The sequence below is a fragment of the Arthrobacter parietis genome (genome assembly GCF_039530425.1).
Lineage (GTDB): Bacteria > Actinomycetota > Actinomycetes > Actinomycetales > Micrococcaceae > Arthrobacter_D > Arthrobacter_D parietis.
Map to the genome: position 1 here is coordinate 521,984 of NZ_BAAAON010000001.1, position 13,946 is coordinate 535,929.

15 protein-coding genes are annotated in these 13,946 nt (G+C 64.6%); 5 read left to right on the plus strand and 10 right to left on the minus strand.

The genetic code is table 11. The features are described from left to right. Positions 1–19: 19 nt before the first annotated feature. Entirely contained in the window at positions 20–889 is an 870-nt protein-coding gene (gene trmB, locus ABFX19_RS02435; RefSeq protein WP_277357357.1) for a tRNA (guanosine(46)-N7)-methyltransferase TrmB, read from the plus strand. 7 nt (positions 890–896) lie between these two features. Here the strand turns inward: trmB and ABFX19_RS02440 are convergent, their stop codons facing one another. Continuing rightward, complete coding sequence (locus ABFX19_RS02440) at positions 897–1,409, minus strand: DinB family protein (RefSeq protein ID WP_346027340.1); 513 nt, start codon at positions 1,407–1,409, stop codon at positions 897–899. Positions 1,410–1,511: 102 nt separating this feature from the next. Between ABFX19_RS02440 and ABFX19_RS02445 the strand changes: the two genes are divergently transcribed. The 4 genes from ABFX19_RS02445 to ABFX19_RS02460 are packed head-to-tail and all read left to right on the plus strand — an operon-like array spanning position 1,512 to position 4,243. After that, positions 1,512–2,180: a hypothetical protein gene (locus ABFX19_RS02445; protein ID WP_277357359.1), complete on the plus strand. Its 669-nt coding sequence runs from the start codon at positions 1,512–1,514 to the stop codon at positions 2,178–2,180. Beyond that, the gene (locus ABFX19_RS02450; RefSeq protein ID WP_204532227.1) at positions 2,173–2,481 is read left to right on the plus strand and encodes a transcriptional regulator; all 309 of its coding nucleotides are present in this window, start codon (positions 2,173–2,175) and stop codon (positions 2,479–2,481) included. Before ABFX19_RS02445 ends, ABFX19_RS02450 begins: the two co-directional genes overlap by 8 nt. Further along, entirely contained in the window at positions 2,478–3,410 is a 933-nt protein-coding gene (locus ABFX19_RS02455) for an ABC transporter ATP-binding protein (protein WP_277357360.1), read from the plus strand. The genes ABFX19_RS02450 and ABFX19_RS02455 overlap by 4 nt, the downstream gene beginning before the upstream one ends. Further along, on the plus strand, positions 3,407–4,243 hold the full coding sequence (locus ABFX19_RS02460; protein WP_277357361.1) for an ABC transporter permease: 837 nt from the start codon (positions 3,407–3,409) through the stop codon (positions 4,241–4,243). The genes ABFX19_RS02455 and ABFX19_RS02460 overlap by 4 nt, the downstream gene beginning before the upstream one ends. Positions 4,244–4,268: 25 nt before the next feature. Here the strand turns inward: ABFX19_RS02460 and ABFX19_RS02465 are convergent, their stop codons facing one another. The 9 genes from ABFX19_RS02465 to ABFX19_RS02505 form a co-directional block, all read right to left on the minus strand. Continuing rightward, positions 4,269–4,961, minus strand: coding sequence for an SDR family NAD(P)-dependent oxidoreductase (locus ABFX19_RS02465; protein WP_346027341.1), 693 nt, complete (start codon positions 4,959–4,961; stop codon positions 4,269–4,271). A 52-nt stretch (positions 4,962–5,013) separates the two neighbouring features. Next, positions 5,014–5,706 carry a PspA/IM30 family protein gene (locus ABFX19_RS02470; RefSeq protein ID WP_346027342.1) on the minus strand — a complete coding sequence of 231 codons (693 nt, stop codon included), beginning with the start codon at positions 5,704–5,706 and terminating at the stop codon, positions 5,014–5,016. Between the two features lie 5 nt (positions 5,707–5,711). Next, positions 5,712–6,317 carry a hypothetical protein gene (locus ABFX19_RS02475; protein WP_277357364.1) on the minus strand — a complete coding sequence of 202 codons (606 nt, stop codon included), beginning with the start codon at positions 6,315–6,317 and terminating at the stop codon, positions 5,712–5,714. 56 nt (positions 6,318–6,373) lie between these two features. After that, positions 6,374–6,796, minus strand: coding sequence for a heat shock protein transcriptional repressor HspR (locus tag ABFX19_RS02480; RefSeq protein WP_277357365.1), 423 nt, complete (start codon positions 6,794–6,796; stop codon positions 6,374–6,376). Positions 6,797–6,833: 37 nt separating this feature from the next. Then, a complete protein-coding gene (locus tag ABFX19_RS02485) occupies positions 6,834–7,829 on the minus strand; it encodes a DnaJ C-terminal domain-containing protein (RefSeq protein WP_277357366.1) in 996 nt (331 codons plus the stop codon). A gap of 151 nt (positions 7,830–7,980) precedes the next feature. Then, positions 7,981–8,667, minus strand: a complete 687-nt coding sequence (locus ABFX19_RS02490) for a nucleotide exchange factor GrpE (RefSeq protein WP_056543333.1) — start codon at positions 8,665–8,667, stop codon at positions 7,981–7,983. A gap of 2 nt (positions 8,668–8,669) precedes the next feature. Beyond that, positions 8,670–10,544 carry a molecular chaperone DnaK gene (gene dnaK / locus ABFX19_RS02495; RefSeq protein WP_056543330.1) on the minus strand — a complete coding sequence of 625 codons (1,875 nt, stop codon included), beginning with the start codon at positions 10,542–10,544 and terminating at the stop codon, positions 8,670–8,672. Between the two features lie 188 nt (positions 10,545–10,732). Further along, positions 10,733–11,581, minus strand: coding sequence for an alpha/beta fold hydrolase (locus tag ABFX19_RS02500; protein WP_056543327.1), 849 nt, complete (start codon positions 11,579–11,581; stop codon positions 10,733–10,735). 129 nt (positions 11,582–11,710) lie between these two features. Beyond that, a complete protein-coding gene (locus ABFX19_RS02505) occupies positions 11,711–13,888 on the minus strand; it encodes an MMPL family transporter (RefSeq protein WP_277357367.1) in 2,178 nt (725 codons plus the stop codon). Positions 13,889–13,946: the final 58 nt, after the last annotated feature.

The window sequence follows — 13,946 nt, forward strand, 5'->3', positions numbered from 1 at the left end:
CCTCGTTACGCTTGTACCGATGAGCACGCGCCCTGAACCCCAGCCCTTCTCCACCCAACCGGTCTCCTTCGTCCGCCGAGGCTCCCGCCTGCAGGGCCGCCGTCGTGATGCCTGGGCTGAACTGTCCGAGGGCCTGGTGGTGGATGTGCCCCGGAACACTGCAGCGGACACGTCCGTGGATCCTGCCTGGGAGTACGACGCCGCTGCCTCCTTTGGCCGCGACGCCCCGCTGGTGGTGGAGGTCGGGTCAGGACTCGGAGAAGCGGTGGCGGCCGCCGCGACGGCCGATCCCGACCGCAACTTTCTAGCGCTCGAGGTTTACAAGCCGGGGCTCGCCCAGACCCTGCTGCGCATCGATCAGGGCGGGCTCACCAACGTCCGCGTTGCGCAGGTGAACGCGGCAGAGGCTCTGGCCACCATGATCCGCCCGGCCTCGGTTGCTGAACTGTGGGTGTTTTTCCCGGACCCCTGGCACAAGACCCGCCATCACAAGCGCCGGCTGGTGAAAGACTCCTTTGTTGCGCTCGCCGGCCGTGTGCTGTCACCGGGCGGCATTCTGCGCCTCGCAACCGACTGGTCCGACTACGCAGTGCAGATGCGCGCGGCCGCCGATGACTCACCGCTTTTCGAGAACCTGCACGACGGCGAACGCGCCGGCTCCGACAGCCCGCTCACCCAGATCTGGGCCAGCGGTGTAGAGCACGAGGTCGGCGGAACGCCCCGCCGCGAGGGGCGCGAACCAGCCGGGACGGCTTCCGCCCAGGAAGGCGAAGACTCGATCGGCGGCTGGGCGCCGCGGTTCGATGGCCGCATCCTGACGAGCTTCGAGAACAAGGCCCACGACGCTGGCCGCTCGATCTTCGACCTGGCGTACCGCCGGGTCCGGTAGCGCTGCGTCAGGCGCGGACGTCGGAAAGGTGATGGACGACGTCGTGCAGCCCGTACTGGGCAAGGGTTTCCACGGTGAAGCGCGAGCCGTTGCTGCGGCGTCCAACCCGGCTCCAGTCCCCGACCGAGTCCAGCAGCGCCGCATAGGTTTCCCCGGCTGCCGCCAGCTCGTCGGCTACGCGGCCCGGATCCTCCGCCGCGTAGTTCTTCTCCTGAGCCGTGCGGTCCTGGTCCCAATCGTCGAAAATTGGATCCTCCTGCGACAGCATCAGCTCCGTGCGCTCGGTGAACAGCACGTAAACGTCCCGGACGTGCGCAGCATACTCAAGCGTTGACCAGGTGCACTCATCCGGGCGGTCCCGCACGTCAGCCCTGCCAAGCGCCTTCCGCCACCGCGGCAGGTCCAGCCTGTGTTTTCCCGCGATGCTTTCGGACGGATAGTCCGACGCGTCGAAGCCGCACTGGGGGCAGGGACGCTCGAGCACCCAGGTCCAGTCTTTGGTATCCGGTTCAATCGCCATAGGAGGAAGCGTATCCAGACCTACCCCTTCGCCTGCATCCTGTGACGGTGAATTGCACCTTGCCTCTTGCGACAAACAGGTTTGTGCCGCAAAGTAGTTTGCGTGAACTCGCGAAAGAAGCTCAGTGACGGCGCACACCAGGCCGACGACGAACGCCCCCTGGACCTGAACGCCGCGCTCAACGTAGTTGAGGCCGCAGAAAGGCGTGCACGACGGGAACTGCGTGGCAACGGTGCGTGGGTGTATCTCCTGTGGGCCCTCACCTGGCTCAGCGGGTTCGGCACCCTGCATGGCTCCCGCAACGGCTGGATTCCTCTCGAACCCGAAACCGCGCTCACGCTCTTCGGCTTGCTCGTTGCCGCCGGTGTAGCGGTGACCATCGTGATTTTCGGCCGTCAAGGCCGGGGTATCCGCGGGCACTCACGCTTCACGGGAGGCTTCTATGCGCTCGCCTGGATTTTGGGGTTCATAGTCATGGGGGCATTGAGCGGCACGATCGGGATGGCAGTGGACGACTTCTGGCTCCGGGGGATGCTCATCAATGGCATCGCCATCCTGATTGTCGGCCTGCTGTACATCACGGGTGGCACCACATTCAACGACGTGGTGCAGGTGGTCATGGGCGTCTGGTTCCTCGTGGTGGATATCGCGTCGATCATCGCCGGACCGGAACATTTCCTCACCGTGTTCTTCATTTTCGGTTCCGGCGGCTTCTTTGTGGGGGCCGTAGTACAGGCGCTCCGTCAGCGCCGGAGGCCGACGCATGCCTGAGCTCGACCCCGTGATCCATGCCGAGTCGCGGTTGCGGGCCATCACCACGCTGAACGAAGTCGGCGAGCGCAACCGCATCGCCTTCACCAAGCTGCAGAAGATCCTCGACATGACGGCCGGCAATCTCTCAACCCATCTGCGCAAGCTCGAAGACGCCGGCTATATCACCGTTTCCAAGACCATCGAGGGCCGCACCCCGGCAACCTACGTGGCCATCACCCCGGCGGGGACCGCCGCCTACGCCGCCTACCGCCTGGCACTACATCAACTCCTCACCACCGAACTTACGGAGAAGTCATGACCTCACCAGCAGCACTGGTACAGCGCCATCCGACTACGACGGCGCCGCTCGCCTCTGCGGAGGCAGTCACCAAATCCTTCGGAAGGACCGCTGCGCTCACCGGAGTGAGCCTGCAGATCCACCCTGGCGAATCTGTGGGGCTTCTTGGCCCGAACGGTGCCGGCAAGTCAACCCTGATCGGGCTGCTGTCAGGGCTCCGGCGGCCTGACTCGGGAACCGTCCGGCTATTCGGAGAGAACCCTTCCCATCCCCGCACGCGCTTACGGCTCGGCATCACTCCGCAGGCCACTGCGGTTCCGCAGAACCTGACAGTCCATGAAGCCGTGCAGTTTGTCGCACGACATTACCCGGACCCCATTCCGTCCGCACAGCTGCTGAAGGATTTTGGGCTGGTGGAGGCGGAACGGAAGCAGTGCGGCGGCCTCTCCGGCGGCCAGCAGCGGCGCCTGCTGGTAGCGCTGGCACTTGTGGGAAGGCCGGAATTGGTCATCCTCGATGAACCAACCACCGGTCTGGACGTGGACGCACGCGAGACGCTGTGGAGCCAACTTCGCACTTACCGCAGTTCCGGCGGCACGCTGCTCATCACCAGCCATTACCTCGAGGAGATTCAGGCCCTCTCCAGCCGGGTAGTGGTGATCGACCGGGGCACGGTCATTGCTGACGGAACGGTGGATGACATCCGCAGCCGGGTGGCAGTCAGCAAGGTGTCCTTCCTAACGGACCTGCCCGCGTCGTCGTTCCTGTGCCTCCCGGGCACGGTGGACGTCACGGTCGCTGACACCGGACGCACCACCGTGGTAACCCAGGACGCCGACGCCACAGTCCGGCAGCTGGTTCAGGACGGGTTGCCGTTCTCACAGCTTGAGGTCCATGGGGCAACCCTCGAAGAAGCCTTCCTTTCCCTCACCGCCAAGGAGCAGCAATGAGCACCGTCACAGGACCTGACGCCGCGGCTCGTCACAACACCGCGACGGCACACACTGCGCCGTCCCAGCTTTCACTGATCCGCACGCATACGAAAGCACAGCTCCTTGAGCAGCTGCGCATTCCGGTCGCGGTGATCTCCTCGGTGGTATTTCCGGCACTGGTGCTGATGTTTTTCGTGGTGCCGCAGCCGGCGGTGACTGCCGATCCGATGGCCTCGCTGGAATCGATAGCGCAGCTTGGCGTGTTCGGTGTGATGAGCGCGTTCCTGTTCAACTACGGAGTCGGAGTGGCGGAGGACCGCGCCAACCCGTGGAGCAGCTATGTCCGCTCACTCCCGGTGGGAGCGCTGCCTGGAATCCTGGGGAGAGCGGTGACCGGAATGCTGTTTGCGTTCATGTCGCTGCTGCCGGTCCTGATTCTGGGCGCCTTGCTCACCTCCGCACCGGACGCCTTCACCAGCGGCGACCTGCCCTGGTGGCGCGTTCCCTTCGCTGTAGCGGTGTGGCTGCTGTGCGGGCTGCCGTTCCTGGCGCTTGGGCTGTTCATCGGGCACCTGTGCACCTCGAAGGTAGCCGTTGCGGTGACGCAGGTGGTGTTCTTCCCACTGGCCTTTGCGGGCGGCATGATGCTCCCACCGCTGATGTTCCCTGAGTGGCTCAACACGCTTTCGCTGTTCCTCCCCTCGCGTGCCGCACGGGACCTGTCCGTCTTCGCGCTCACCGGTGAGGGGCTGCACTCGACCACCGTCGTCTGCCTGCTGGCGTGGCTGCTGGTACTGGGAGCGGCAGCGCTCTGGGCTGCGCGGCGCGATCAGGGCCGCCGCTTCCGCTGACCCCTTCGCGTTCCTGTCCCTCCGCTCAGTCGAACGACGACGACGGCAGGTCCCGCTCCCCCGCAGCCATCGCATCCACAATCCGCCGCGCAACCGCATCCGGGTCCTTGCCCTGCGGCAGGCGGGGTGCCTGGCCATCGATTGGACGGGTAGCGAGGCCGGTCTCGGTATGGGGTGGCCGCACGTCCAGCACACGGACACCGCTGCGGCGCAGTTCGAGAGCGGCTGCCTTCCCGAAGGCACTCAGGGCTGCTTTGCTGGCCGAGTACGCCGCCATTCCTGCGGTGGGACTATCGGCGACGACGGCGCTGATCTGAACCACCTGCCCGCCCTTCTCCAGGCGCGGAAGCACTGCCCGCAGAAGCCGGGCATAGCCTACGAAGTTGGTGAGGAGCAGCTCATCCAGGGTGTCGTCGTCGAGCTCCGCCAAGGCGCCGAACGCAACCACACCGGCGGCGTACACCACGCCGTCCAGCGGTTGGCCGTCAAGCGCATCGACGATGCCGGCCGGACCGCCCGGCAGCGTGAGGTCAGCGGCGATGCACTGGGCGCCAAGCCGGCCAGCGAGCGCACCGAGTTTCTCCTGGTCCCTGCCGCTGAGCGTCAGTTCAGCTCCCCTGGAGCTCAGCTCCCCCGCGATGCGCGAGCCGAGCTCACCCGTTGCGCCGACCACCAGGAACTGTTTGCCGCTGATTCCGTTGCCATTGAGATCATCCATTGCCTGAGCCTAACAACCGGCCCTGACGGTTCCCCCTGAAGTGCCCGGGCTGTCAGGCGGAACTTGGACGGTTTCCCTGCACCCGACCCTTCAGCTGGCGGAGTTCCTGCTCGGCAGCTTCGCGTGCTTCCAGCTCACCGAAGGCGTCTTCGAGCTTCCCGGAAGTTGGGTCTGACCAGGCGAGTTCTTCCTGCGCAGCCTGCAGGTGCCTCAGCCGCCGGGCTTCCTGCTCCGCCTCGCGGGCAGCGCGGGCGGTTTCCATACTGTTGCCTGCGGAGGACGAGACTGCTCCCCGAACGTCCAGCGCTGCCTGGGTTGCACCGTGCTGAGCCTTCAGGGATTCGTAGCGCACCGCGTTGTCCTGCAGGGAGGTTTCAAGCCAGTACAGGTCTGACTCCAGCGAGCGGAACTGCTGATCGACGTCGTCGCGTTGGCGGGTCAGTGTCTCGAGTCTCTTCTGGATTTCCAGGGCGCGGCGCAGGGCTGACCGGGCGGCGTCGTCATTGTTGTTCGCGACAGCCCGTTCCGCTTCCCGGTTGCACGCATCGAGATCTGCAGCTGCTTGCCGGGCAAGGGTATCCACGCGATGGCGGACTGCGGCGAGGTCAGCGACGCTGCGGCGCGCGCGGTCGAGGTTCTCTTCCTGTTGGCGCTGCGATTCGCCGAGGGCGGTGATGGGATCGCCCGGTTCAACGGCGTTTCGGCGTGAGGCGATGATGCGTGAGATGCGGCGTCGGACGGACACTGGCGCTAGGCCCGCCGGGTGCCGGTGCCGTAGGCGGCGTTCCAGGTCTTCAGCGCGCCGATCTCCATGGTGAGGCGGGAGGTGGCCCGCTCCAGCTGCCTGCTGCCGGTTTCCTGGTGTACCTCCAGCAAGGTACGGCGCAGCTGGGCCGACAGTTCGCACAGGGAGTTGACCTGCTCTCCGATGCTGTTCGCGAGGTCCTCGCGCAGCGCGCGGTTAGGTTCACGCTCAGCAAGTGCTATGCGTTCGCAGAGTACTGCCTCGGCGCGCGTGAGGTCATCCGCCGTTGCCGCCAGATCACCCGTCGGAGACCCTTGCGCGATGGCGGCGGCAACTGAACGGCGCGTGGCGCCAGTGGAACGCTCCAGCTGGAGCCGGAGCCTTGCGAGCTCCCGCGCCGAAGCGTCCGTGGAAAAGGAACGCAGCCGGCTGGAGCCGCGCTCGATCCGGCGACGGAGAATTCCTGAGCGACGGATGCGGCGCACAATCAACCAGGTTCCGGTTGCAGCGCCAATCGCGAGGATTCCCAGGACGGCACCCCCGAAGAGGAGAAGCTGGAGAACACCCTCCAGCAGGAATTCCGCGGCGTCAACGAACTCTGATTCAGGCATGTATCTAAGTGTGCCGTGGAATTGCAGGTTGCGCCACGTGGGAAGCACCGGAGCGGTCAGCGGGTTGGCTCGCCGCGCCAGATCATCAGTGCCTGGCTGCGCGGGCGGGGACGCTGCCCGCGGGCGAGGGTAACCACGTCGCCCGCGAGACCGGCAGCGAAAACACGGGTGGCCTCGGACTTCCGGCGCTGGGCGAGTTCGTCCGTGAGTTCACTCACCCGGTGCTGGAGTGCCAGGACCTGGTTCTCCAACTCCAGGATGCGCCTGATGCCCTCGAGCGAAACGCCTTCCTGGGAGAGCCGCTGCACCTCACGCAGGACATTGACGTCACGCTGTGAGTAGCGCCGGGCACGCCCCGGCGCCCTGCTGGGAATCACGAGGCCCAACCTGTCGTATTGACGCAGCGTCTGGGGATGCATGTCCGCCAACTCCGCCGCAACGGAGATGACATAGATGGGCATATTGATGTCAACAGGCATGTGTCGCTCCCCTTTCGCTGGCTAGCTCTCCCACACCTTAGAGCCGCGCCTTCTCGGCAAGATTGACCCGTGGATCAGCGTCTTTCGTGGCGTTCGAGAAGGCCTCCACTGCGGCTGCGGCGTCTTTGTTCAGATTTTGTGGAACAACGATGTCAATTGTCACCAGGAGGTCGCCGGTTGCCTTCGACGTCTTTACTCCGCGGCCCTTCACGCGCAGGGTCCTTCCCGAGGGAGTGCCTGCCGGGACTTTCACCGTGACCTTCTCGCCGTCCAGGGTGGGCACCTCCACCTGCGCTCCGAGGGTCGCTTCCGGGAACGTGACCGGCACGTGTACACGGATGTTGTCGCCGTCGCGCTGGAAGAAGGAATGCGGTTTCACATTGACGGTGACCATGAGGTCCCCGTTGCCTGCGGCTCCCGGCTGACCCTTGCCGCGCACACGCACTTTCTGGCCGTCGCGGATGCCGGCTGGAATGCGCACGTCGATGACTTCGCCCGATGGTTCACGCAGGCCGATGGTGGTCCCGCGGATTGACCCTGCGAAGGAGATGCTGGTGCTGGCGGTGCGGTCCGCGCCCTTGCGGGGCGGCGTCTGGTAGCCCGGAAAACCGCCGCCGGACGAGTAGCCGCCTGCGCCCCCGAACAGGTCAGCGAACTCCGGTGGCAGGTTACTGCCGCCGCCGAAGCCGCCGCTGCGTTGACGCCCCGCGGACTGGCCGAAGAGGTTCCCGAAGACGTCATCGAAGCCTGCGCCGCCGGCTGGGCCACCGGGGCCCCCTGCGGTGAATCGGGCGCCGCTTCCCATGGCGCGGATCGCGTCATACTGCTGGCGTTCCTCAGCGTCGGACAGCACCGAGTAGGCCTCGGAAATGTCCTTGAACATCTTGTCAGAGCCCCCGGTGCTTTGGTTCTGGTCCGGGTGGTGCTTCCGCGCGAGCTTCCGGTAAGCCTTCTTGATGTCGGCGTCGGAGGCGTCCTTGGGCACACCAAGAATCTTGTAGAAGTCCTTGTCGACCCAGTCCTGACTGGCCATCTGACCCCTCCTCTCTATAACTCTCTAAGTTGCCTGTTCGTGGAAGCGTTGCGTCCTTTCCCTCCGAGGAAGGGGGCTTTAATATTCCGAAGCGAGCTCTGCGAGTCTCGGAATTTCGTTGCCCCCGGTCGGAGGGAAAGGACGCGCTCAGCTACTCCGGAACTGCGACGATCACCTGGGCGGCACGCAGGACGCGGTCATTTTTCTTGTAACCCACGCGCAGGATCTGGCTGACGCTGTCGAACTGGACCTCGGCGCTGGGCTGCTGGATGAGGGCTTCGTGGATGTTCGGGTCGAACTCCACACCGGTCTCATCGATGCGGGACAGACCGTAGGTCTTCAGCGCGTTCTCCAGCTTGGTGGAGATTGCTGCGAAAGGACCGTCCGCGAGGTCGCCGTGCTGCCGGGCTGCGTCAATGTCGTCGAGAACCGGCATCAGCGAATTCAACACGCCGATCACTGCCATGTCCCGCGCGACGTCCCGGTCACGCTCCACGCGCTTGCGGTAGTTGACGTACTCCGCCTGCAGCCGCAGGAAGTCGTTCCGGAGCTCGGCCTCAACATCGGTGGAAGCAGCCGGAACCTCTTCGCCGCCACCGGCCTCGTTGAGGATGACTTCCGCCTGGGCCAATGCGTCCTGGCCGTCTGCAGGGCCGTCGGTCGGGGCTTCGGACTCCTGACCGGCACCCGCTGAGGGCGCCGAACCAGTGTCATCCGAGCCGGCGGTCCCGCCGGCATCCTGCTGCCCACGGACCTGGCCGGTTTCCGGGTCGATCTTCCGGTTGTCCCGGAAGCTGACCGGCTCCTGATGCTCTTCTTCGTTTCCGTGGTGAGGCATGGCTACTTCTTCTCGTCTTCGTCAACAACCTCGGCGTCTACGATGTCCTCATCGTCAGCCTTGGTGCCGTCTTCGCCCGGCTCACCGCTTGGGGCAGCACCGGGACCGGTGGCGCCTTCCTGCTGTGCCTGGGCGTAGATGGCTTCGCCCAGCTTGCTCTGCGATGCCTGGAGCTTCTCGAAGGCGGCCTTCACCTCATCATCATTGTCCTGGGTTTCCAGGGCCTTCTTGAGGGCGTCGACGTCAGCCTGAACCTCCGTCTTGACCTCTTCCGGCAGCTTGTCCGAGTTATCGGCAATGAGCTTGTCGGTCGAGTAGGCCAGCTGCTCGGCACCGTTACGGGTATCAGCTGCCGCACGGCGCTGCTTGTCTTCGGCAGCGTGCTCCTCGGCGTCACGGACCATGCGGTCGATGTCTTCCTTGGAGAGCGAGGAACCACCGGTGATGGTCATCGACTGCTCAGTGCCGGTGCCCTTGTCCTTGGCGGATACGTGCACAATGCCGTTGGCATCGATGTCGAAGGTCACCTCGACCTGCGGTACGCCGCGCGGCGCAGGGGCAATGCCGGTGAGCTCGAAGGTACCCAGCGGCTTGTTGTCGCGGGTGAACTCGCGCTCGCCCTGGAAGACCTGGATGGCCACGGACGGCTGGTTGTCATCCGCGGTGGTGAAGGTCTCGCTTCGCTTGGTGGGGATGGCCGTGTTGCGCTCAATCAGGTGGGTCATCACGCCGCCCTTGGTCTCGATGCCGAGGGACAACGGGGTGACGTCAATAAGGAGTACGTCCTTGCGCTCGCCCTTCAGCACACCTGCCTGCAGTGCTGCGCCGACTGCGACGACCTCGTCCGGGTTGACGCCCTTGTTGGGCTCCTTGCCTCCGGCAAGCTCCTTGACCAGTTCAGAAACGGCAGGCATACGGGTGGAGCCACCGACAAGCACGATGTGATCGATGTCGGCTACCTTGATGCCGGCTTCCTTGATGACGTCGTTGAACGGCTTCTTGGTGCGATCGAGCAGGTCCTTGGTGAGGTCCTGGAACTTGGCACGGCTCAGGTGTTCGTCCAGGTGAACCGGGCCGTCAGGGGTGACGGACAGGTACTGGAGGGAGATGTTGGTCGAGCTGGCGGATGACAGTTCCTTCTTGGCCTGCTCAGCGGCTTCCTTGAGGCGCTGCAGCGCGATCTTGTCCTTGGACAGGTCTGCACCCTTTGCCTTTGCCTGCGCAAGCAGGAAGTCGACGACGCGCTGATCCCAGTCATCGCCGCCGAGGCGGTTGTCACCGGAAGTTGCGCGCACCTGGATGGTCGAGAACTCATCCTCGTCCTTGCCGACTTCGAGGAGGGACACGTCGAACGTTCCGCCACCGAGGTCGAAGACCAGGATGAGCTCATCTTCCTTGCCCTTGTCCAGGCCGTAGGCGAGCGCGGCAGCCGTGGGCTCGTTCACGATGCGCAGGACGTTCAGGCCCGCGATCTCGCCGGCCTCCTTGGTGGCCTGACGCTCAGCGTCATTGAAGTAGGCCGGAACGGTGACGACGGCGTCGGTCACCTTCTCGCCCAGGTAGCTCTCGGCGTCAGTCTTCAGCTTCTGCAGAATGCGCGCGGAGATTTCCTGCGGAGTGTAAGTCTTGTCATCAACCTGCTTGGTCCAGTCCGTTCCCATGTGGCGCTTGACGGAGGCGATGGTGCGGTCGATGTTGTTGACTGCCTGGCGCTTGGCGATCTCGCCGACCAGGACCTCTCCACTCTTGGAGAAAGCGACGATGGACGGAGTGGTGCGGGCGCCTTCTGCGTTGGCGATGACGGTGGGCTCGCCACCTTCGAGCACGGAAACGACGGAGTTGGTGGTTCCGAGGTCAATACCTACTGCACGTGACATGCGTATTTCCTTTCAGCGAGTCGGCGGCCTTGTGGCCATCAACCAGAAATTCGGGATTCCGCCCAGATTGAGCGTTCTGCACTCAACTGTACTCCGCTCGCCACGGATGTCAATTTGAAGTTGAGTCAGGAACACTCAACTAGAATCCTGCACTGCAGTCTCGGGCATCTGCAGCCAGCTGCAAACGGTCAGAGGCAGCGTGGCTGGAACTTGGCGTCCGCCGGGCCGTCCTGGGCGAGGGCATGGGTCACGAGCCTGTGCACTACCGGATCGTTCGGTGCCTGGTCGTGCTCGATCAGGTCAAGGGCGCACTTGTCCTGAATGGTGATGTTCGTGACCTGCCGTGCAGGGCCCGCCAGGAATTGGCTCGTGTAGGGCGTCACGACCTCGTCATATCTGGTGCTGATGACCGTATAGGACGGCCCACTGACCGTGTCGCCAATCGAATTGAGTTCGGTGAGGAACGGCGAACCTGCCTCCTGATCTGCGCAGGCCTGGCAGAGAAAGCTGGTATCCGACGTAGTGAGGGGCGCGTCCTCGCCTGCCGGCACCAGGACTCCCTCGGTGCCATGGTTCGAGGGCGCAATTCCCACCAGGTGGTTGACCTTCTTCGCCCCGCCCAGGAAGCCGATGTAATAGCGCGGCATCATGCCGCCCTGGCTGTGTCCCACCAGGTCAACTTTCCGGGCTCCGGTGGCGGCGAGAACGGCGTCGACGAACGAGCCAAGTTCCGCTGCGGAATCGGCCACGGGGCCCGTGGCGTCAATACCGTTCGTGGTGCCGTAGTTAAGGGCGAATACGCAGTACCCCTGTCCGGCCAGCACCGGGGAGAGCGTGGACCAGTTCTTCACCATGCTCTCGAAAGTTCCCGGCACCAGGATGACGGGATGAGGGTGCTCCTCGCTCGGCGTGCAGGACCAGTTGTTGGCACCGGGCGGCGAAATGTCCTCGGTGTCGGCAGCGGCGGGAGCTGCCCCGGCGAGGCTTCCGCCTAGCAGGGCGGCGGTGGCAAAGATTGTCGACAGGCGGTGCGGCATGGTGAAACCTCTTCGTATCATCGACGCTCCCCGGGCGGGAGCGGGCATCGCACAGACGCTAGCTACTCGCCGGTAGCAACCGCAATACCAATGAGAATTTGTGCAGGTTGCGCCCGCCAACCGCCGCAGCTACGCCCGGTGAGCCGGCTCTTTCCGCCCTTCCTGCTCAGTTTCAGACTGCCGGTCTGGGTGGGTGCCGCCGTCGTGCTGTGCCAGCTTGGAAGGCCACCAGATTTTCGGTCCGATGTCGTACGCGAGCGCCGGAACCAGCAGTGAACGCACAATCACCGTGTCGAGCAGCACGCCGAATGCCACTATGAAGGCGATCTGCGCGAGGAACAGGATCGGGATGACGCCCAGGGCCGCAAAGGTTGCAGCCAGCACTACGCCCGCGGAGGTGATGACCCCGCCCGTCACACCCAGCCCGCGGAGAATTCCAGGCCGTGTTCCGATGCGCAGTGACTCTTCCCGTACCCGGGTCATCAGGAAGATGTTGTAATCGACGCCGAGCGCGACCAGGAACACGAAGCCGAACAGCGGAACCGACGCGTCCGCGCCATCGAACCCGAGCAGGTTGTTGAACACCAGCGCCGAGACACCGAGCGCAGTGGCGTAGGACAACACCACTGAACCGATGAGCAGCACCGGCGCCAGGACGGACCGCAGCAGCAGCATGAGGACCACCAGGATCACCACCAGGACGATGGGGATGATCTTCGTCAGGTCTGCCTGGGCGGTCTCGTTGGTATCCAGCGCGACGGCGGTCACGCCACCGACCAGCACGTCCGCGCTCACCGTGTCCAGATCGGTGCGCAGCTGCTTGACGAGCTCCTCGGCCTCTGCGGAGTCAGCCTGGTAGTCAAGCGTGGCCCTGACCAGCACATTTCCATCGCGTACGACGACGTCGCCCGCCTGGTCAGCGGCAACGGTCGCCTCAGCGACGCCCTCCTGCGCTTCGAGGACATCGAGCACGCCGTCTTCCTGCCCTTCGGGAGCGATGATGGTCACCGGGCTGCCGGCGCCGGCGTTGAAGTGGCGGGCCAGTGCATCCTGACCATCCACCGCATTCGACGGAGTCAGGATCAGCGAGGACTGCGGGACACCCGAAGCCTGAAGTTGAAGCAGCCCGAGGGATCCTGCCACGAGGACCAGCAGGGAAACGATCCAGACAGGCCGGGAAGACCGTGAGATGAGTCCACCGACCCGCTTCCAGACGCCGCGCAGTCCTTCCAGACCGGTGACGTTGCGGCCGTGGACACCGGCCGGATGAGTGCCGGCCTTCGGCCGTAGCGGCCAGAAAGCGCTTCGCCCGAAAAGCAGGAGGAAGGCGGGCAGGAGGGTCAGCGCGGCCAGCAGGGAGAAGACAATGCCGATCGCGGCAATGGGACCAAGGCTGCGGTTCGAGTTGAGATCGGAAAAGAGAAGGCACAGCAGGGCGAGGATCACCGTGGCCCCGGAGGCGATGATCGGCTCGACCGAGGCCCGGTAAGCAACTTTCATGGCATCCCACTTAGAGCTGAACTCGGTGAGTGCTTCACGGTAGCGGGCAACCAGCAGCAGCGCGTAGTCCGTTGCCGCGCCGATCACCAGGATCGACAGGATCCCCTGGCTCTGCCCGCTCAGCTCGATCCAGCCCCACAGGGCGAAGGCGTAGACGAGCAGAATCGAGGTTGCCAACGCGAAGACGGAGGTGAACAGCACCAGGAACGGCAGGATGAGCGCACGGTACACGGCCAGGAGGATCACGAACACCGCTGCCAGGGCAACAGCCAGGAGGATCCCGTCAATTCCGCCGAATGCACTGACGAGGTCAGCGGTAAAGCCCGCCGGACCGGTGACATAGCCCTCGGTACCCGCGGGAAGCTCCGCCTCAAGCACCTCGCGGAGTTCGATGACCACCTCACCCAGCTCGGCGCCGTCGGACACTGAGGCGATGTATTGGATGGCAAGGCCATCCTCCGAGGGGATGGGACCGATGACAGCCGGCTGCCCCTCGGCGGCAGGCTCAAGGCCGGGCACCTCAGTCAGCTGACCAGCCAACTCCTCATAGAGCGGGAGTTCCTGGGGAAGGATCTCGGTCTCCGACTCAACCACGATCACCGCGGGCACCGCGGTGGATTCCGTGAACGCTGCCTGCAGCTCGCCGGCCTCCGTCGATTCGGCGCTGGCCGGGAGGAAGGACGCCTGATCGTTACTGGAAACCTCCTCCAGCTTGCCGAAAGTGGGACCGCCGAAGCCGGCACCGATGAACCACAGCACCACGATGAATGCCGGGAAGAACACCCGGACCCACTTCTTGTTGAACATGCGCAACCTTCCTGGAGTATCTCTGCTGCCTACTATATCCACCATCGAGATAATTCGC